Here is a 19,062-nt window from a genome sequence, read left to right as displayed (position 1 = left end):
GTGGCTCGCCGCTGCAAAACAAAACAGCCCGCTTCCGCGGGCCGTTCGCACTACAGCGCGGGCGCCAGCACTCAGTGCTGGTGACCACCATCGCCATGCACGTGGCCGTGCTCGAGCTCTTCCTTGCCGGCTTCACGCACGTCGATGATCTCCACGTCGAAATGCAGGTCCTTGCCGGCCATCGGATGGTTCAGGTCGACATCGACCACGCTCATGCCGACCTTCTGCACGGTGACAGCACGCGGGCCGAAATTGGTCTGCAGCACGACCTGCGCGCCCGGAACCAGCTTTTCCTTGCCGAAATGCTTCTTCGGCACGCGCTGGGTCAGGCCGTCGCGGCGTTCGCCGTAGGCATCGGCCGATGCCACGTCCACACCGAAGGTGGCGCCGGCTTCCTTGTCCATCATCGCGTTTTCCAGGCCCGGGATGATGTTGCCATGGCCGACCAGGATCGCCAGCGGCTCGCGCTCCCGGGACGATTCGATCGGCTCCTGGCCAACCTCGGAAACGGTGTAATGGAAGCGGACAACGCGGTCTTTTTCAATCTTCATGCGCAACTCTGTCTGGTAGCTGCCGAGGGCAGGCGGAGGGGGGCGGGTTGCCGCCCGACGGGTACGCCGCCATCATGACGGCCTATCTGAGGTCGCGCATTATCCGGAGATCGTGGACATGACGCCAGTTTCGCCCGGCCTGCGCCGGACCATGGTTGCCCTCGCGCTGCTGGGCATGGCGGCCCTGATCACCGCCTGCGGTGGCGGCAAGGCCAGCCGCGCGGCCGCCCCGCCTCCTGCAACCGGGACCTGGCCAAGCGTGGCACCGGCCAATCCGCAGGCAGCCAACGCGGTGCTGATGCGCGCCATCGGACTGGTCGGCACTCCTTACCTCTACGGTGGCAATACACCGGAATCCGGTTTCGACTGCAGTGGCCTGGTGACCTATGTGTACCGCGAAATGGTCGACCTGAAGCTGCCGCGCACCTCGCGCGAGCTGGCCGCAGTGCAGGGGCCGAAGATCGAACCACGGCGCCTGGCAACCGGCGACCTGGTCTTTTTTGGCAGCCGAGGCAATGTCAGCCACGTTGGCATCTACGTAGGCGAAGGTCGCTTCGTACATGCACCCAGCACTGGCGGTACCGTCAGGCTGGATTCGCTGGGCGGGCACTACTGGAAGGACCATTACACCGGTGCCAAACGCGTCCTGCATTGACATGAACAGGGTAGAAGAACAGAAGCGTGACGAACATCACGTTTATATAAACGAAATATTAACGAAATTTGTACTTGTCTGACGTCTTTGCAAGGCATTATTCCCCATCGCTTTTAACCTTGTGACCGCCGCGTGACGACCGACGACCTGATGTGTGAAGGCCAGCGTGCCCAGATTTCACCCCGCTCGCCCCAGCGCACCCAGCGCGTCCTGCTCACTCTGGCCCTTGCACTGACCACCGTGCCCGCATGGGCGCAGAGTTCCCCGGTCACGGTCACGGCGGCCGAGCCCCCTGCCGCTTCAAGCATGCCTGCCGCAACCAGGGCCCAGGCCATCGTTGCTCCACGCAGCCGCGCCGATGCAGCGGCCAGCGCTACCCTCGCCGCCCTTCTGCCGCATCTTGCCGCCAACGACAGCATTCCCCTCATGGACCGTTCGGCCATGGTCGCTGGCGACCTGAGCCGCCTGCTCGCCAACTATGACGCCAATGCATCCGGCTCCATCGTGGTCGCCGGAGCAGAAGAGAACGGCAAGATCCAGTCCGTGCTGCGCCGTGCGATGACCTTGCTGGGCACGCCATACCGCTGGGGCGGCAGCACGCCGGACAGCGGCTTCGACTGCAGCGGCCTGGTCGGCTACGTCTTCCGCACTGCGCTGGGCATCGAACTGCCACGCGTATCGCGCGACATGGCCAGCGACCGCAAGAACGAGTTGATCAACGACCGTACCGCGCTGACAGAAGGCGACCTGGTGTTCTTCGGCCGCAAGGGCCGCGTCGACCACGTCGGCATCTACGTCGGCGAAGGCAGGTTCCTGCATGCCCCGAGCACCGGCAAGGACGTTCGCGTGGACACCCTGCTGACCGGCTACTGGGGCAACAAATTCATGCAGGCACGCCGCGTCGATCTCTGAACCACGCGACGCTGCCGCACCGTCCAGGAAGCCGCTGCCAGCCAGCGGCTTTTCTCATGGGACGGATTTTTCCGTCATCGGCGGCCCGCCTCGCATTTGCCTTCATTACCGCCTGGTGGATTCCGGAGCCGACTGCAGCAGCGATGCCAGCACCGGGAGGAGAGCGCCCCCCCAATGACCCGCGGCCTTTCGTTTCACCGTCATGCTCCTGCCAGCGCGGCATGGCCACGCTCTACCGATGATCGGCTGCGGCATGCCCGCACACGCCGACCAAGGGCCATCACCCGACAGATGATCCATCACGCGCGCGGGGCAGGATCCGGGTCATCGATGCCCACGTTGGTGGACGGGTTGTCGTAGACCTGCTGGTCCAACAGCCCCGCTTCCTTGGCCACCAGCACCGGCACCAGCATCTGGCCGGTGACATTGGTCATCGTGCGCATCATGTCCAGGATGCGGTCGATCGCGTACAGGTAACCGATGGTTTCCAGCGGCAGGCCGGCCGCACTCAACACCACGGTGGCCATCACCACGGCCGTACCCGGCACACCGGCGGTGCCGAAGCTGCCCAGCACGGAAGCAATCAGCACGATCAGGTACTGCTCCGGCGACATCGGTACACCGCTGTACTGGGAGATGAACACCGCGCACAGCGCTGGATAGATCGCCCCGCAGCCGTCCATCTTGATGCTGGCACCCAGTGGGACGGCAAACGACGCGTAGTCCTTGTTGACGCCCAGGTTGTGGGTGATCGAACGCATCGCCACCGGCATTGCCGCGAAGCTGGACGAACTGACGAAGGCCACCTGCATGCCGGGCGCCGCGCCGCGGAAGAACTTCAACGGGTTCAACCCATGCGACAGCAACAGCGCGCCGTACACCACCACGATGTGCAGCGCGCAGGCGATGTACAGCGCCAGCACGAAGTTGCCCAGCGGCAGCAGCTTTTCGAAACCATAGCTGCCCACCAGGCCGGCGATCAGGCCAAAGGTACCAATGGGGGTGACTTCCAGCACGAAGCGGGTCACCTGGATCATGATCTCGCTCATCTGCCCGACCAGTTGCCGGGCCTGGGTGACCTTCTCACCCAGCTTGACGATGGCAAAGCCGACCAGGCCAGCGAAGAAGATCACCGGCAGGATCGACCCGCGCCCCGCGGCAAGCACGGTCTCGCCCGCCGCGTTGACCCGCGTGCCGATTCCGGACAGGGCGTAGAACACATTCGACGGCACCACGTCCAACAGCACCTGGACCACGCTGGGCACTTCACGCGGTACGTAGTTGCTGGCCATGGACAGCTGCAGGCCACCCGTGCCCGGCTGCAGCACGGTCCCCACCAGCAGGCCGATGCCGACCGCGAATGCAGCGGTGATCACGAACCAAAGGAAGGTGCGACCACTGAGCGCGGCTACCGACTTCTGCCCGTGCAGCGAAGAGATCGCATTGATGACCGCGAAGAACACCAGCGGCACGGCGATCATCTTGATCAGGGTGACGTACAGGTCACCCAGTGGGCCAAACCAGGTTTCAGCAGCCGGCCCCATCAGCCAACCGGCCAGGGCGCCAAGGACGAAGCCTGCAACCACGCGTTGCCAGAACGGGATGCGCAGCCAGGCAGAGACCAGCTTCATGGGAAATCCAGGGGGAAAGAACGATGGTCGCACCTTAGCCCATGCTGCGCCGCAGTACGACCAGCCAACGGACAAATCAGCGTGTCATCGGCATGCCTTGTCGAGATCGGCATAATGAACGCCCGTTTCATTTCGTGAGGACCTGCCGTCCATGATCCGTACCACCACCCTGCTCGCCACTGCGGCGGCGACGCTGTTGCTGGGCGCCTGTTCCAGCGCCCCGCAGGCTTCCGGCCCGGCCGGCCTGACGGTCGCGGTACCTTCCGTGGCCCACCCGGACGGTGAAACTCCACAGTGGTGGTACCGCAGCGGTGCGGCGCAGGCGGCGGGCAATGGCGCCATGAGCGGCAAAGCCAAGAACGTCATTCTGTTCCTCGGTGATGGCATGAGCCTGACCACCGTGGCCGCTGCGCGCATTTACGAAGGCCAGCGCAAGGGCAGTTCCGGCGAGGAGAACCTGCTGTCCTGGGAGCATTTCCCGGCAACGGCGTTCAGCAAGACCTACAACGTCGACTCGCAGACTCCGGATTCGGCCGGCACCATGACCGCCATCACCACCGGCGTGAAGACCCACATGGGTGCCATCGGCGTCAGCGCCGGCACCCGCAACGACTGCGCCGACAGCCTGGACAAGGGCCTGCTGACCTGGCTGCAACTGGCGGACAGCGCCGGCCTCGCCACCGGCATCGTGTCCACCGCACGGTTGACGCACGCCACCCCGGCGGCCACCTACGCGCATTCGCCGGAACGCAACTGGGAAAACGACACCGACCTGACCGAGCAGGCCAAGGCCGCAGGCTGCAAGGACATCGCCCAGCAACTGCTGTCCACCTCGCGCTATGGCCGCGGCCCGCTGGTCGCCCTTGGCGGTGGACGCGCGCAGTTCACCACCATCAATGAGCAGGACCCGGAGTACGACGACAAGGTCGGCCTGCGCCTGGATGGACGCAACCTGGTCGCCGAATGGCAGCAGGCACACCCGCAGGGCGCCTATGTCTGGAACGCCGAGCAGTTGAAGGCCGCCTCCAACGCCCCGGCCCTGTTCGGCCTGTTCGAGCCGGACCACATGCAGTATGAGCAGGACCGCGCCCAGGACCCGGCCGGCGAGCCGAGCCTGGCCGAACTGACCCGCGCCGCGATCGCCAACCTGTCCCGGCACCAGGAAGGCTACGTGCTGATGATCGAAGGGGCACGTATCGACCACGCCAACCACAGCGGCAATGCCTACCGGGCGCTGACCGATACCGTTGCGATGTCCGATGCGGTGCGCGTGGCATCGGAGATGACCCGCGATGACGACACCCTGATCATCGTCACCGCCGACCATTCGCATACGCTGAACTTCGTCGGCTACCCGGCCCGCGGCAACCCGATCCTGGGCAAGGTCAAGGACAAGGGCGGCGAAGATGGTGCAGGCGAGCTGGACCTGGCACGCGACGGCCTGGGCCTGCCTTACACCACGCTGAGCTACGCCAATGGCCCCGGTTATGCCGGCCCCAGCAACCAGCAGCCGGCAGGTGCCAAGGCCTATCCGCACGGCCCAAGCAGCTTCGATCCAGCCAGCGGTCGCCCGGACCTGACCCATGTGGACACCGAACATCCGGATTACATGCAGGAAGCGCTGGTGCCGATGAAGAGTGAATCGCATGGTGGCGAGGACGTGGGCATCTGGGCACGTGGCCCGGGCAGCAAGGCGATCCGCGGCACGCTGGAACAGAATGCGATCTACCACATGATCGTGCAGGCCACTCCGCGCCTGCGCGAGCGCCTGTGTGCCGCCGGTACCTGCGATGCCAATGGCGTGCCGGTGGAACTGCCGGTGGCCAACAGCTTCGAGCGCGTGGCGAGCCCGGAGTGATCGGACTGCGTCGACCGTTGCTGGGTGCGCTGCTGCTGGCCAGCGGCAGCGCCCTTGCCGGCGGTTGCCAGCAGTTCGATACCGGGCATGGCCCCGTGGACCTGCCCGGCTGCCGGCTCGACGGTGGCCACGTGGTGCTGGAATCCTCCGCGCTGGGCGCACTGGACTACGACACCGATGGACTGGCCGTCGTGCTTGCCGGCGATGGCTACCACCTGGTGACGCGCCAGGGTCGCAGCCTGCCGGTACCGACCTACGACAATGGCCCGGACGCACTGCAGGAAGGCCGCGTGCGTGGCCGGGTCGGCAAGCGCCTCGGCTTTTTCGATGCACGACTGCAGCCGGCGTTCGCCACGACCTTCGATTTCGCCTGGCCGTACGAAGACGGCCGCGCCCGGGTCTGCAACGGGTGCCGCCCAGGCCCGCCGGACGACAGCGGCGATGGGCACGTGCCGGTGGTTGGCGGTGAATGGTTCTGGATCGATCGCCAGGGACAGCGGCTGCCGGACTAGAGTGCGACGACCACGGCGGCCATACTTGCCGCCGTGATCCATTTCCCCTCCCCCACCTCCTTCGATACGCCCCTGCTGGTCGGCTACAGCGGCGGGCTGGATTCGACCGTGCTGCTGCACTGGCTGTGGCATTCAGTGCAGGCTGGCGGCAGCGGCGTGCGTGCGGTGCATGTACACCACGGCCTGCAGCCAGATGCCGATGCCTGGGCCAGCCACTGCCAGCACCAATGCGACGCCTGGGGCATCCCGCTGGCCGTACATCGGGTGACGGTCGACCTGCAGGCGGGAATGGGGCTGGAAGGCGCCGCCCGGCTGGCACGTCGCGCGGCTTTTTCCACCGAGCTTCGCGCAGGCGAGATGCTGGCGCTGGCCCAGCACCAGGACGACCAGGCCGAAACCTTCCTGCTGCGTGCGCTGCGTGGCGCCGGCGTGGATGGCCTGGCCGCGATGGCTCCACAGGCCGCGTTCGGCAACCACGTCCTCTGGCGGCCCTTGCTGCAGGTGCCGCGCAGTGCGCTGCTGGCTTACGCACAGGCGCATGGGCTCGACTGGATCGAAGACCCCAGCAACCTCAGCGATGCCCCCGACCGCAACTTCCTGCGCCTGCACGTGATGCCACTGCTGCGCCAGCGCTGGCCGCATGCCGCCGAAGCGCTGTCCGGCAGTGCCGTCCACTGTGGGCAGCTGCGCGGCATGCTGGACGAAGAAGAGGAGGAACTGCTGCAGCACGTGCAGGCAGCGCCACGCGTGCTGTCGGTGGCGCTGCTGCGCCAGCTTTCCGCCGAACGTCGTGCCCGCGTGCTGCGGCGCTGGGTGCTGGCGCAGGGAGCGCCCGCACTGCCTGCCAGCGTGCTGCGCCAACTGGAGGACACGCTGCTGCCGGTCGCACCCGACCGCGACGCGCAGGTGCGCTGGCGGCAGCACAGCATCCGCCTGTGGCGTGGCCACTGGTATCTGCTGCCCGCGGCGTTGCCCGCGCTGCCGCAGGGCTGGCGCGTGGACTGGGATGGCCGAAGCCCGCTGTCGCTGCCGGACGGGGGCCAGTTGCAGTTGCTGGGCACACCAGGCTTCGATGCCCCGCTGCAGGTGCGCGCACGACAGGGCGGCGAACGTATCCAGCTGCCCGGCCGCGACCATTCCCACGCATTGAAGGACTGCCTGCAGCGCGAGCATCTGGCGCCCTGGCGACGCGCCCAGTTGCCGCTGCTGTTTGCCGGAAGCCAGTTGCAGGCGGCAGCCGACGTGGTGCTGTCCGCCCCCCTGCAGGCCTGGCTGCAGCAGCACGACGCGCAGTTGCACTGGCGGCCCGGCGGTTGGTGAATTGACCCCCGTGCGCAGGCCGTCCACACTTGCCACATGGTCAAGAAAACCCCTGAAAGCGCCTCGCCGGTGGCCCAGTTCGAGCAGTCGCTCGAATCGCTGGAACAGCTGGTCGAACAGATGGAAACCGGCGACCTGTCCCTGGAAGCCTCGCTGAGCGCCTACGAGCGCGGCGTGGGCCTGTATCGGCAATGCCAGCAGGCACTGGAACAGGCCGAACTGCGCGTGCGCCTGCTGACCGACCCCGCCCAGCCAGAGACCGCCGAGCCCTTCGATCCGCCGTCCCATGACGGTTGAAGCCCGCTTCGCCGGCCTGCGCGAACGCATCGAAAGCCAGCTCGACGCAGCCCTGCCCTCACCGACCGATGACCCGCGCCGCCTGCACCAGGCAATGCGGCATTCGGTACTGGGCGGCGGCAAGCGCATGCGTCCGCTGCTGGTGCATGCTGCCGGCGCAGTCTTCGGCGCCGATCCGCATCACCTCGATGCGCCGGCGATGGCAGTGGAACTCATCCACGCCTATTCGCTGGTACACGACGACCTGCCGGCGATGGACGATGACGCGCTGCGCCGTGGCAAGCCGACCACCCACATCGCCTTCGACGAAGCCACTGCCATCCTGGCCGGCGATGCCTTGCAGTCCCGCGCATACAGCCTGTTGGCCGAAGCGCCACTGCCGGCAGAGCTGCGCGTGCAGTGCCTGCAGACGCTGGCTCATGCAGCCGGTGCAGCCGGCATGTGCGGCGGCCAGGCGCTGGATATCGATGCTACCGGGCAAATGCAGTCGCTGCAGGCGTTGACCCGGATGCATGCGCTGAAGACCGGCGCGCTGATCCGCGCAGCGGTACGCATGGGGGCGCTGTGCGGCCAAGCGCCGGTGGCCGAGCTGCAGCGGCTGGACCGTTTCGCCGATGCACTGGGCCTGGCCTTCCAGGTACGCGATGACATCCTGGATGTCGAAGCCAGTTCCGAACAACTGGGCAAGACCGCCGGCAAGGATGTTGCACAGGACAAGTCGACTTTCCCGGCGCTGCTGGGAATGGAGGGCGCCAAGGCCAGGCTGCGCGAACTGAGCGCGGCAATGGACGAGGCGCTGGCCGGTTACGGCGAAGAAGCCGACGCGCTGCGCGCACTCGGCCGTCTGGCCGTGGAGCGCGATCACTGAACTGCCTTTGGCCAGGCCTGTGACGGGCATGGCCCGTCACTACCCGCCTGGCGGCGCGTTATTCCCCATGATTGGCGCGCGCGCGGCCACGGTGGCCTGTCGGCGCGTCCATCACCCACCAGCGTTTGACGAAACCGATGCGTCGTGCGCCCAGCGTTTCCAGCGCGGATCGCGCCGCCTCATTGGCGGCCACGCCTTCGCAATCGATACGGAAACGCCCGGCATTGCCGGGCGTCTGCGTGTGCCTGGACTGCGGCGGGATTACTTGATCAGGCGCAGCGCGAACGGGTAGCGGTAGGCTTCACCGTTGTTGGCCTTGACTGCCGCGATGATGCAGAACACCACGTTCAACACGCCCACCACCGGCATCAGCAGCGCGCCGATGAAGACCAGCACCAGCACCAGGCAGATGGCCATCGCGATGGCGATGGTGATCTGGAAGTTCAGTGCTTCCTTGGCCTGGTCGGTGACGAAGGACTTGCTGGCGTCATCCTTGTTGATCAGCCAGATCACCAGTGCTCCGATGAACCAGGTGAAGATACCGAGCAGGTGCGCGGCCAGCGCCATGGTGCGCTGGTCGGTCGGTGCCGGCTCGGTACCGACCGGCGGCGGTGGCGGGGTGGTGGCGTTGTCGAATTCACTCATGGAGAAACTCCTTGTAGTTTGGGTGGTCGCCGCGACCCGCTCCCCGCGGGTCGGCGCAGCGGCCCAAGATTACGCCATTACCGGCATCAGTCGTTACCGGCCACCGTCATCTTCCCGACCAGGATCGAACCGACGCGGATATGCGAGCGTGGATCGACATCGCTGCCCACCGCCTCGATATCCGCGAACATGCTGCGCAGGTTGCCCGCGATGGTGATGCCATCCACCGGATACTGGATTTCGCCGTTCTCCACCCGGAAGCCACCGGCGCCGCGCGAGTAGTCGCCGGTTACTCCGTTGACGCCCTGCCCCATCAGTTCGGTCACCAGCAGGCCGTTGCCCATCTGCCGGGCGATGCCGTGCAGGTCCAGGCCGTCGGCGCTGGCCGCCACCTGCAGGTTGTGCACGCCACCGGCGTTGGCCGTGGTCTGCAGGCCGAGCCTGCGTGCCGAGTAACTGCCCAGGATGTAGCGCTGCAGCACGCCGTCACGGACCAAGGCCGACGCCCGGGTGGCCACGCCATCGCCGTCGAAGGCAGCCGAGCGCCGACCGCGCCGCAGGTGCGGTAGCTCGTCGATCTGCATCCATGCCGGGAACAGCGCCTGGCCGGCGCTGTCCAGCAGGAAGCTGGCCTGGCGGTACAGCGCGCCACCGGACACCGCCGACAGCAGGTGGCCGACCAGGCTGCGCGCCACTTCCGGGGCGAACAGCACCGGCATGCTGGTGGTGGCCAGCGAACGCGGCCGCAGGCGGGCAATGGTACGTTCGGCGGCACGCAGGCCGACGCTGGCAGCGGCTTCCAGGTCCTCGCGGGCCAGTGCGCTGGTGTACCAGCCATCACGCTGCATGCCATCGCCCTGCCCCGCGATCAGCGCCACGCCCATCGAATGATGGGTGCCACGCTCACGGCCGAAGAAGCCATGCGAGTTGGCGTACACCGACAGGCTCTGTGCGGTGGAGACCGACGCACCGTCGGAATTGCTGATGCGCGCATCGGCTTGGCGACCGGCCGCCTCGCAGGCCAGCGCCAGGTCGATGGCCTGTTCGGCCTGCAGGTCCCATGGGTGCCAACCGTCCAGTTCCGGGAACTCGCGTGCCATCAGATCGGCATCTGCCAGCCCGGCAGCGGCATCGTCTTCGGTATGGCGGGCGATCGCACAGGCCTGTTCCACCGTGGCCACCAGGCTGGCCGGTTGCAGGTCAGCGGTGCTGGCGCTGCCCTTGCGCTGGCCGAAGTAGACGGTGACCGCAATCCCGCGATCGGCAGTGGATTCCACCGTTTCCACCTCGCCCAGGCGCACGTTGACATCCAGCCCGCGGTCCTCGCTGCAGGACACTTCGGCCTGGCTGGCACCCAGTCGGCGCGCATGGTCCAGCAGTTGCTGGGAAATATCGGCCAGTTGTTCCAGCCGGACCTCGGTACCGCTGGCAGCGGCGGCTTCAGGGGCGATGACGTTCAATGCTTTATCCTGTACAGGTTGGGCCCGGCACTGCGCCGGGCGACGTATTGACGGAAGTTAGGAAAGACGATGCGCGGACGCGACGAAGAAACCGGTGAATTCCACGACAAAAGCCGCAAGCAGAAGCGCAACGATGCGCTGGAAGTGCTTGCGCTGGGCGAAAAGCTGGTCTCGCTGACCCCCGCGCAGCTGGCGCGCCTGCCCGTGCCCGAGGACCTGCTGCCGCACATCGCCGAATGCAAGCGGATCACCGCCCACATCGCGCACAAGCGGCAGCTGGCGTTCCTGGCCAAGCACATGCGCCGCGAGGAAGACGCGACCCTGGACGCGATCCGTGATGCGCTGGACGCCAACAGCGAAACCGGCCGGCGCGAAGTGGCGATGATGCACCGCGCCGAAGACTGGCGCGAAAAGCTGATGGTCGACGGCGACGGCGCGCTGTCCAAGCTGCTGGACGAATACCCGCAGGCGGACCGTCAGCAGCTGCGTACGCTGGTGCGCAATGCCCAGGCCGAACGGGCGAAGAACAAGCCGCCGCGCGCCTACCGTGAGATCTTCCAGGTGTTGCGCACGCTGATGCTGCCGGCCGCGCTGGGCCTGGCGGGTACCGATGCCGATGAAAGCGAAGACGCCCTCGAAGGCAGCACGGACGAAGCCCAGGACTGAGCCGCGATCCGGCGAAAGCAGCGGGTCATGGACCCGCTCTACCAGGCACGGCCGGATGTGGACGCCGTCCATCACCGATTCCCACCGCACCGGTAGTGACGGGCCATGCCCGTCACGCGCACGCAGCGCGAACAGCGGCACCCATGGCATCACGCCTGGGTGCCACCCACGGTCAGCCCGTCGATCAACAAAGAGGGCTGGCCCACGCCCACCGGTACGCTCTGGCCATCCTTGCCACAGATGCCAACCCCCTCGTCCAGCGCCAGGTCGTTGCCGATCATGCGCACCTTCTGCATGGTCTCGGGGCCATTGCCGATGATCGTGGCGCCCTTCACCGGGGCAGTAATGCGACCATCCTCGATCAGGTACGCCTCCGTCGCCGAGAACACATACTTGCCGCTGGTGATGTCCACCTGCCCGCCACCGAAGTTGACCGCATACAGGCCCTTCTTCACCGAGCGGATCATTTCCTGCGGATCGTGCTGGCCCGCGCGCATGTAGGTATTGGTCATGCGCGGCATGGTCAGGTGTGCGAACGATTCACGGCGACCGTTGCCGGTGGGCGCCATGCCCATCAGGCGGGCGTTGAGCGAATCCTGCATGTAACCCACCAGGATGCCGTCTTCGATAAGCGTGGTGCACTGGGTGCGATGCCCCTCGTCATCGATGGTCAGCGACCCGCGCAGGCCCTCCAGGGTGCCGTCATCGACGATGGTCACCCCGGGCGCGGCCACGCGTTCGCCCAGCCGGCCGGCGTAGACGCTGGTGCCTTTGCGGTTGAAATCGCCTTCCAGCCCATGGCCTACCGCTTCGTGCAGCAACACGCCTGGCCAGCCCGGTCCGAGCACCACCGGCATCACGCCGGCCGGTGCAGGAATGGCATCGAGATTGACCAACGCCTGGCGCAGCGCCTCGCGGGCGAACGCTTCGGGCCGGCCGTTGGCGAACAGCTCGGCATAATCGTAGCGGCCGCCACCGCCGGCATAGCCGGATTCACGTCGCCCCCCCTGCTCGACGATGACCTGCACGTTCAAGCGCACCAACGGGCGGATGTCCGCACCCAGCACGCCGTCACTACGGGCGATCAGCACCGTGTCCACGCCGCCGGACAGGCTGACCATCACCTGCCGGACCCGCGGATCGGCCGCGCGCAGGTAGCTGTCCAGCCGCTTCAGCACCTCCACCTTGGCCTCGTTGCCCATGCTCTCCACCGGATCCAGCGCCGGATACAGCGCGCGCGCATCGCCGCGCACCAGCGACTGCCCGGCCTGGGCGCCACCTTCACGCGAGATCGCGCGTGCCGACTGCGCGGCCACGGCCAACGCATCGCGGTGGATGTCATCGGAATAGGCAAAACCGGTTTTCTCGCCGGCAATGGCACGCACGCCGACGCCCTGCTCGATGGAATGCGCGCCATCCTTGACGATGCCGTCTTCCACGCTCCAGCTTTCGCGCCGCGCATGCTGGAAATACAGGTCACCGAAGTCGATGCCCGGGCCCAGCAGGTGGCCGAAGGTACGTTCAAGGGTGCTGGCATCCAGCCCGGCAGGCTGCAGCAGGCGGTCATTGGCGAGGGTGAGGGCGTTTTCGGTCATTGTCCTGATCTGGGGGCGGGGCGCGGCCATGCAAGCCGCGACCATGGGAGGGGAGCCGCGCCGGTCAACGTGCCTGCGGCTTGGGGGGCGGTGGCGAAGCAGCATCGCGCTCCACCACTTCCACCTTGGGTTCTTTCCACGGGCCGGTGACCCGGTAGCTCTTGGCACCGATCTCGCCCAATGGCTTGGACAGCACCGCATTGGTCGCCGCACCCAGTGCCGCGCCCACCGGGCCGCCGGCAAAGGCGCCGACCACGGTGAGCAGGTTACCCGAACGGGGATTGACATCGATGGTCTGGTCGAACTGCTGCTGGCGCAGGTCGGTGCGGCCGCGGATGCGGATGTTCGCCGCCGGCCCTTCGATCAGTACCTTGTCGGTGGTAGCCAGCCCCTCGCCGAACTGCAGCGTGCCTTCGATCTGGTTGAAGGCGAATCCCTTGGAGAAGAAATCGCGGAAATCCAGCATCAACCGCCGTGGCAGCTGGGTCACGCTGAGCAGGCCCAGCACGCGACCCGCGCCCGGCTCCAGTTCCAGCAGTTGGCCGTTGCGTGCATCCACCGTCATGCTGCCGGCCAGGTTGCCCAGCTGGAAATCGGACGGCCCACCGGGCCAGTTGGCCTGCAAGGTGAAATCCCCCTGCCCGCCGCGAAGTTGCCCCGCGTAATCCAGGTCACGCATCAGGTTTCCCAGGTCCTCGCTGCGCACCTGCGCAGTCAGTCCGGTGCGCGCAGCCGCGCCCTTGCCCAACCACTGCCCATTCACGTCGATGGACTGCCCGGGCGAACGGAAACTGAGCTGCTCCACGCGCAATCCCTGTGCCACCGGGTGCGTACGCACCACCGCCTGGCCCAGGCTGACCTTGCCGAACTGCAGGTCGGCGATATCCAGAGCCAGCGGCGGAATCGCCGCCGGATCGGTATCGTTGGCACTGGCCTGCACGCGCGCCGCCACGACCTGGCCATCCGGCATGCTGATTTCCGCGCCATCGCGCGGCCGGACCTGTACCGGACCGGGCAGTGATTTCCAGTGCACGCGCTGCAGCGTGCCGTTGATGGTGCCACCGGTTGCGTTGGGCACGCTCAGCTGGCCTGCCAGCGATGGCCCCTCCAGGCGCACGTCCACCTGCTGCGGGCCCGGACGCAGTTGCAGGCGGGTGTCCTCGAACACGCCGCCGATCAACAGCAGCTGGGCCACCTGCACGTCCACCGAACGTAGCGGCATCGGGTCGGCAGCCGTATCACCGTCACCACCACCGGCCGTGCCGCGCGCCAGGCCGATCCATTCCAGCGCATCCAGCGAACCGCTGCGGCCATTGACAGCCAGTCCGCTGGGCGGCGGTTCCCGGTCCACCTGCGCACTGCCCAGGGTGACCTGCACGCCGGTGCGCCCCTGCTGGGTGCGCGCCGCCAGTGCCAGCCGTTCGCCAAAGGAAACATCGATCCCGCCATTGTCCATCGGCAGTTGCGCCTCCACCCGGGTTGCCAGCGCCTCCTCGGCCGGCTTGTCCAGCGGAGCCGGCAGGTCCAGCCGGGTACCGACCAGCGCCGACTGCAGGTGCAGCCGGGCCGGCGGCGCGGGCAGGCGTAGTGCGGCGGCAGCCGTCGGGGTGGCCGGGGCCCGTGGCATGTCCACACCGACGCTCCAACGTGACCGGCCTTCGACATAAGGCTTCAGCCAGGCCATTTCCGGGGCGCGATCCAGCAACACGCCTGCGTCCAGGTCCGCTTCCAGCTCCGACTCGAACGCCAACTGCGGATCCTTCACGAAACCGCCTGCGCGCAGGCTCAGGCGGGCAGGCGCATCGAGATAGCGCACGGCCAGGTCGTCAGCGCCAAAGCCGCTGTTGGCATAGCGCGCCCGACCGCGCACGTCCTGGAAATCCAGTTCATAGCGTTTGTCGGCCAGCTTGATGCCAGCCAGCTCGATCGTGCCCTGCAGGTGGCCCGGCTGGCCAGGGTGCAGTGGCTGCAGCAGATCGAAATCCACCTCCACCGGACCGCTGGCACTCAGGCTGTCCAGCGTTTCCCCGTACTCGGCATGCAGCGGGCTGCGTCGCAGCAGCGCCAGCAGGCGTGCCGAATCGCTGCGGCTGCGCGCACGCACGGACAACGGCGCCTCGCCGAAATCCTCGATCCCCGCTTCGATCGCATCCACGTTCACCCCACCCAGCCCGCCCCGGCCTTTCAGCTGGAAGCCGGCGCCGATGAAGGCGATATCCGCATCCACGGCGGTCATGTCCGGCCATTCCTCCTGGAAACGGACGGTGCCATTGTCGATATGTCCACGGGCCTCGAAACGGCCATCACGGTCGTTGAACGGCCAGTCGTCCAGGTCACCGCTGACCAGGCCGACACCACCACGCACCTGGCCGGACTGCAGCGCGGTATCCAGCCAGCCGCGCGCGTTGGCGCTCATCTTCGAGCGGATCCAGAAGCGCTTGGCGGCGGTCATCGGCACGTCGTCGATCTTCGCCGCCAGCTGCATCCAGGGACGGGTACCATCGCCCTGGAACCACAGCCCGCCGCGCACGTCGGCCGCGTAATCGGTGCCCTGCACGCGCAGCGCCGGCGTGCCGATACGCCATCCACCGGCTTCGTCATGCCAGCCGACCACTTCGCCAGCCAGCTGCACATCGTGGCGCACGCCGAAGCCATCGGGCCAATCGAAGCGCATCTGCCGCTGTGGCTGCAACTGCAGGGAGAAGCCTTCGGCGTCTCCCTGGAAGCGGCCACCAACACCGGTCAGGCCGGGAGACCCTTCCACGCTGGCAAAGGCCAGCCCGTCCAGCTCGCCCTGCACCCACAGCGCACCGTCGCGCTCGCCATGTGCCTGCAACTGGCGTAGGCGCAGCTGCGGGCGGGCGCGGTAGAGCCAGTCACGCAGGCCTGCGTCGACACGGTCGGTCAGCGCCAGTGCGCGCAGCAGCACGCCGCCCTCGATGTCCTCGCCAACCAGCGCCAGGTGCTGTCCGGCCCCGACCAACACCCCATCCAGCACCTGCTCACGGCCCTCGGCACGCACCCGCAACCGCGGGGCTTCGGCACGCCAGCCACCGGGGCTGTAGCGCCAACGGGCACGCACCTGCAATCGTTCCAGTTCCAGCACGGGCGCTGCCACGTGGGCCGTGGGTGCGCCGGCAAACCGCAGGCCGGCCAGGTCCGAATCGGTGGTCACCATCACCGGGCGGAAGTCGCGCAGCGCCACCCAGGCATTGAGTTCACCGCGGCCCTGCAATACCTGCACGCCTGCGGCCGACAGCAACTGCGACCAAGCCTGCAGGTCCACCGGGTCGCCACCCAACCATGCCTCGCCGTTGCCATGGCGACGGTCGACATCCAACACCGCCGACAACGGCAGCGCGTCGGCCTTCGCCCACGCACGCACGCCCACCCGCAGGCGGTCACCGTTGACCCGCAGGCGCAGGTCCAGCCGTGGCAGGCTGGCGTTTACCCCGATCGAAGGCGCGTCGACGACCAGCCGGCCCGCTTCCACCTGCAGCTCGCCAAGCCGGCGCAGCGCATCCAGCGGATCGCCTCCCTTCGCTTCGGGCAGCCCACGCACGTGCCAACGGCCGTCATCGCCACGCTGCAGGGTCAAGGCCAGGCCACGCAGGCGCAGTTCGGTCAGCGAACGCCCCGGCAACAACCCGGCGTACATCGCCACCAGCACCTCGGCTTGGCCGATGCGCAGGCCGTCGCCGGGCCCGATGCGCAGCCCGTCCAGTTGCAGCAGCGGCCCGCGCCGGGTCCACTCGGTCTGCAGGCGGTCGAAACGCACCGTCTGCCCGGCACGCGCACTCAACCAGCCGGCCACGTGTTCGGGGTGGCGTTCGGCCAGCGGCAGCAACTGGCTGAGCGTACCCACCAGCAACGCCACCAGCACCAGCACGACGGCAAGGGCATACAGGGCAAGACGGCGGGTCCTTCGCAGTCGCAGTCGCAGCGGCGCGCTCATCGGCCCCGGCCGGCAACCTGCCGGCACTGGTCAGAGCAGGACCACATCGAACTGTTCCTGCAGGTACTGGTCGTCGGCCTGGAAGCGGATGCTCTTGCCGAGGAACTCCTCCAGCTCGGCCACCGCGGTGGATTCCTCGTCGGTGATACGTGCCACCACTTTCGACGAGGCGATCACCAGCAGGCGCGCCGCTTCGAACTGGCGCACCGCACGGGTGATCTCACGGAATATCTCGTAGGTCACCGTCTCGGTGGTCTTGATGCTGCCACGGCCACTGCATTGCGGGCATGTCTCCGACAGCTGGCGCTCCAGGCTTTCCACCGTGCGCTTGCGGGTCATCTCCACCAGGCCCAACGGCGAGAAGTCGTACACGGTGGTCTTGGCATGGTCGCGGGCCAGCGCCTTCTCCAGCGTGCGCAGCACCTGGCGGCGGTGCTCGGCATCCACCATGTCGATGAAGTCGATGATGATGATGCCCCCCAGGTTGCGCAGCCGCAGTTGCCTGGCCACCGCCTGCGCGGCTTCCAGGTTGGTGCGGTACACCGTTTCTTCCAGGTTGCGCTGGCCAACGAACGAACCGGTGTTGACATCGATGGTGGTCATCGCCTCGGTCTGGTCGATCACCAGGTAGCCACCGGACTTCAACGGCACCTGCTTGTCCAGCGCACGGCCGATTTCATCCTCCACCCCGAACATGTCGAAGATCGGACGATCGCCGCTGTACAGTTCCAGCTTCTCGGCCAGCACCGGCATGTACTTGGCGACGAATGCCTGCAACTGCACGAAGGTTTCCTTGGAATCGACCTTCACCTTGTCGACATCCTTGCGGATCAGGTCGCGCACCGAACGCAGCGGCAGGGTCAGGTCTTCATAGATGACACTGCAGGGGGCCGCCTCGCGGCCACGACGCTCGACCACGTTCCATACCCGCGACAGGTAGGCGACGTCCTCGGCGATGGCCTCGGCCGGCTGGCCCTCGGCATTGGTGCGCACGATATAACCATAGCCCCCATGCTGGGCCGACAATTCGGTCACCAGCGTCTTCAGGCGGGCACGTTCGGCTTCGTCCTCGATGCGTGCCGATACCCCCACCACCTTGGACTGCGGCAGCAGCACCATGTAGCGCGAAGGAATGCTGATCTGGGTGGTCAGGCGGGCGCCCTTGGTGCCGATCGGGTCCTTCACCACCTGCACCACGATGTCCTGGCCGTCGCGCAGCAGTTCCACGATGGGCACCGATGAAGGAGGCGGCAGGGTGGTGTTCTCGGTATCGGCATTGGCCACCGGGGCAGGCCGGATCACGTCGTTGGCGTGCAGGAACGCAGCGCGATCCAGGCCCACCTCGACGAAAGCCGCCTGCATGCCGGGCATCACCCGCTGCACCTTGCCCTTGTAGATGTTGCCGACCACACCGCGGCGCCAACCGCGCTCGATGTGCAGCTCCTGCAGCATGCCGTTCTCGATCACCGCCACCCGGGTTTCGCGCGGGGTCACGTTGACCAGTATTTCTTCAGACATCGACGGCAGCCTCCGTGGCGGCAACAAGGGAACAAGGCAGTCCGGCGCGGGCAAGCAGGCGATCGGTCTGGTAAAGCGGCAAACCCATGACCCCGGAATAACTGCCGGCCAGCTGGGTGATGAAACGTTCAGCGCCGCCCTGGATGGCATAGGCACCGGCCTTGCCCATCGGCTCGCCACTGGTTACATAGTCGGCGATGGTGGCCTGGTCCAGCTCGGCGAAACTCACTTCGGAGACGACCAGTTCCGAACACAGGCCATCGGCGCTGGCCAGCACCACGGCGGTCATTACCTGGTGCCGACGGCCGGACAGCGCACGCAGCATCGCGGCCGCATCCACGTCGTCGAGCGGCTTGCCGAACACCCGGTCTTCCAGCACCACTTCAGTGTCCGAGCCCAGCACGATGGCCGCCGGATCCACTGCCCTCACCTGCGCCAGCCCTGCCCGGGCCTTGTCGCTGGCCACGCGAAGTACATAATCACGTGGGGTTTCGTCGCCTGCGCGCACTTCTTCCACCTCCAGCGCCAAGGTCTGGAATGGGCGCCGGAGGCGGGACAACAACTGGCTGCGTCGGGGGGAACGGGAGGCAAGATAGAGCATCCGCACAGCATACCCTGC

General features: G+C 67.1%; 16 protein-coding genes. 8 read left to right on the top strand and 8 right to left on the bottom strand.

Annotated features, from left to right (window positions below; all coding sequences use genetic code 11):
• Nucleotides 1–71: 71 nt before the first annotated feature.
• Nucleotides 72–551 (bottom strand): FKBP-type peptidyl-prolyl cis-trans isomerase, encoded by a 480-nt coding sequence (locus H4O11_RS01000; protein ID WP_182337583.1) that lies wholly within the window; start codon nucleotides 549–551, stop codon nucleotides 72–74.
• A gap of 112 nt (nucleotides 552–663) precedes the next feature.
• Here H4O11_RS01000 and H4O11_RS00995 point away from each other — a divergent pair, with 112 nt between their 5' ends.
• Nucleotides 664–1,206 carry a C40 family peptidase gene (locus H4O11_RS00995; RefSeq protein WP_343042749.1) on the top strand — a complete coding sequence of 181 codons (543 nt, stop codon included), beginning with the start codon at nucleotides 664–666 and terminating at the stop codon, nucleotides 1,204–1,206.
• 132 nt (nucleotides 1,207–1,338) lie between these two features.
• Nucleotides 1,339–2,118 carry a C40 family peptidase gene (locus tag H4O11_RS00990; RefSeq protein WP_425505983.1) on the top strand — a complete coding sequence of 260 codons (780 nt, stop codon included), beginning with the start codon at nucleotides 1,339–1,341 and terminating at the stop codon, nucleotides 2,116–2,118.
• A 299-nt stretch (nucleotides 2,119–2,417) separates the two neighbouring features.
• Here H4O11_RS00990 and H4O11_RS00985 read toward each other — a convergent pair whose 3' ends face one another.
• Nucleotides 2,418–3,749: a dicarboxylate/amino acid:cation symporter gene (locus tag H4O11_RS00985; protein WP_182337581.1), complete on the bottom strand. Its 1,332-nt coding sequence runs from the start codon at nucleotides 3,747–3,749 to the stop codon at nucleotides 2,418–2,420.
• Between the two features lie 151 nt (nucleotides 3,750–3,900).
• On the opposite strand from H4O11_RS00985, the gene H4O11_RS00980 reads away from it, so the two are divergent.
• From H4O11_RS00980 to H4O11_RS00960, 5 genes are read left to right on the top strand one after another with little or no spacing between them, the layout of a single operon-like run.
• A complete protein-coding gene (locus H4O11_RS00980; protein WP_182337580.1) occupies nucleotides 3,901–5,607 on the top strand; it encodes an alkaline phosphatase in 1,707 nt (568 codons plus the stop codon).
• The gene (locus H4O11_RS00975; protein WP_182337579.1) at nucleotides 5,604–6,119 is read left to right on the top strand and encodes a WG repeat-containing protein; all 516 of its coding nucleotides are present in this window, start codon (nucleotides 5,604–5,606) and stop codon (nucleotides 6,117–6,119) included. The genes H4O11_RS00980 and H4O11_RS00975 overlap by 4 nt, the downstream gene beginning before the upstream one ends.
• Nucleotides 6,120–6,152: 33 nt before the next feature.
• Nucleotides 6,153–7,439 carry a tRNA lysidine(34) synthetase TilS gene (tilS, locus tag H4O11_RS00970; protein ID WP_343042748.1) on the top strand — a complete coding sequence of 429 codons (1,287 nt, stop codon included), beginning with the start codon at nucleotides 6,153–6,155 and terminating at the stop codon, nucleotides 7,437–7,439.
• A 36-nt stretch (nucleotides 7,440–7,475) separates the two neighbouring features.
• Nucleotides 7,476–7,736, top strand: coding sequence for an exodeoxyribonuclease VII small subunit (locus H4O11_RS00965; protein WP_182337578.1), 261 nt, complete (start codon nucleotides 7,476–7,478; stop codon nucleotides 7,734–7,736).
• Nucleotides 7,726–8,604: a polyprenyl synthetase family protein gene (locus H4O11_RS00960; RefSeq protein ID WP_182337577.1), complete on the top strand. Its 879-nt coding sequence runs from the start codon at nucleotides 7,726–7,728 to the stop codon at nucleotides 8,602–8,604. Before H4O11_RS00965 ends, H4O11_RS00960 begins: the two co-directional genes overlap by 11 nt.
• 261 nt (nucleotides 8,605–8,865) lie before the next feature.
• Here H4O11_RS00960 and H4O11_RS00955 read toward each other — a convergent pair whose 3' ends face one another.
• Together H4O11_RS00955 and pmbA are read right to left on the bottom strand one after the other, a co-directional pair.
• Nucleotides 8,866–9,249: a DUF4870 domain-containing protein gene (locus H4O11_RS00955; protein WP_182337576.1), complete on the bottom strand. Its 384-nt coding sequence runs from the start codon at nucleotides 9,247–9,249 to the stop codon at nucleotides 8,866–8,868.
• Nucleotides 9,250–9,335: 86 nt separating this feature from the next.
• Nucleotides 9,336–10,709, bottom strand: coding sequence for a metalloprotease PmbA (gene pmbA, locus H4O11_RS00950; RefSeq protein ID WP_182337575.1), 1,374 nt, complete (start codon nucleotides 10,707–10,709; stop codon nucleotides 9,336–9,338).
• A 69-nt stretch (nucleotides 10,710–10,778) separates the two neighbouring features.
• Here pmbA and yjgA point away from each other — a divergent pair, with 69 nt between their 5' ends.
• Entirely contained in the window at nucleotides 10,779–11,375 is a 597-nt protein-coding gene (gene yjgA, locus H4O11_RS00945; protein ID WP_182337574.1) for a ribosome biogenesis factor YjgA, read from the top strand.
• A gap of 149 nt (nucleotides 11,376–11,524) precedes the next feature.
• Here yjgA and tldD read toward each other — a convergent pair whose 3' ends face one another.
• The 4 genes from tldD to H4O11_RS00925 all read right to left on the bottom strand — a co-directional run bounded on the left by tldD (nucleotide 11,525) and on the right by H4O11_RS00925 (nucleotide 19,044).
• Complete coding sequence (gene tldD, locus H4O11_RS00940; protein WP_182337573.1) at nucleotides 11,525–12,970, bottom strand: metalloprotease TldD; 1,446 nt, start codon at nucleotides 12,968–12,970, stop codon at nucleotides 11,525–11,527.
• Between the two features lie 64 nt (nucleotides 12,971–13,034).
• Nucleotides 13,035–16,925 carry a YhdP family protein gene (locus tag H4O11_RS00935; RefSeq protein ID WP_182337572.1) on the bottom strand — a complete coding sequence of 1,297 codons (3,891 nt, stop codon included), beginning with the start codon at nucleotides 16,923–16,925 and terminating at the stop codon, nucleotides 13,035–13,037.
• 30 nt (nucleotides 16,926–16,955) lie between these two features.
• Nucleotides 16,956–18,443 (bottom strand): ribonuclease G, encoded by a 1,488-nt coding sequence (gene rng / locus H4O11_RS00930; protein WP_182337571.1) that lies wholly within the window; start codon nucleotides 18,441–18,443, stop codon nucleotides 16,956–16,958.
• A complete protein-coding gene (locus H4O11_RS00925; RefSeq protein ID WP_182337570.1) occupies nucleotides 18,436–19,044 on the bottom strand; it encodes a Maf family nucleotide pyrophosphatase in 609 nt (202 codons plus the stop codon). The genes rng and H4O11_RS00925 overlap by 8 nt, the downstream gene beginning before the upstream one ends.
• Nucleotides 19,045–19,062: the final 18 nt, after the last annotated feature.

Source organism: Stenotrophomonas tumulicola (genome assembly GCF_014117215.1).
GTDB lineage: Bacteria > Pseudomonadota > Gammaproteobacteria > Xanthomonadales > Xanthomonadaceae > Stenotrophomonas > Stenotrophomonas tumulicola.
Note: the sequence above shows the minus strand (reverse complement) of the source record. Positions and strands in the feature narration are given on the sequence as shown.

Coding starts and splice junctions, on each gene's coding strand:
- H4O11_RS01000 (WP_182337583.1), bottom strand. CDS start 551: ATGAAGATTGAAAAAGACCGCGTTGTCCGCTTCCATTACACCGTTTCC.
- H4O11_RS00985 (WP_182337581.1), bottom strand. CDS start 3,749: ATGAAGCTGGTCTCTGCCTGGCTGCGCATCCCGTTCTGGCAACGCGTG.
- H4O11_RS00980 (WP_182337580.1), top strand. CDS start 3,901: ATGATCCGTACCACCACCCTGCTCGCCACTGCGGCGGCGACGCTGTTG.
- H4O11_RS00965 (WP_182337578.1), top strand. CDS start 7,476: ATGGTCAAGAAAACCCCTGAAAGCGCCTCGCCGGTGGCCCAGTTCGAG.
- H4O11_RS00960 (WP_182337577.1), top strand. CDS start 7,726: ATGACGGTTGAAGCCCGCTTCGCCGGCCTGCGCGAACGCATCGAAAGC.
- H4O11_RS00955 (WP_182337576.1), bottom strand. CDS start 9,249: ATGAGTGAATTCGACAACGCCACCACCCCGCCACCGCCGCCGGTCGGT.
- yjgA (WP_182337574.1), top strand. CDS start 10,779: ATGCGCGGACGCGACGAAGAAACCGGTGAATTCCACGACAAAAGCCGC.
- tldD (WP_182337573.1), bottom strand. CDS start 12,970: ATGACCGAAAACGCCCTCACCCTCGCCAATGACCGCCTGCTGCAGCCT.
- H4O11_RS00935 (WP_182337572.1), bottom strand. CDS start 16,925: ATGAGCGCGCCGCTGCGACTGCGACTGCGAAGGACCCGCCGTCTTGCC.
- rng (WP_182337571.1), bottom strand. CDS start 18,443: ATGTCTGAAGAAATACTGGTCAACGTGACCCCGCGCGAAACCCGGGTG.
- H4O11_RS00925 (WP_182337570.1), bottom strand. CDS start 19,044: ATGCTCTATCTTGCCTCCCGTTCCCCCCGACGCAGCCAGTTGTTGTCC.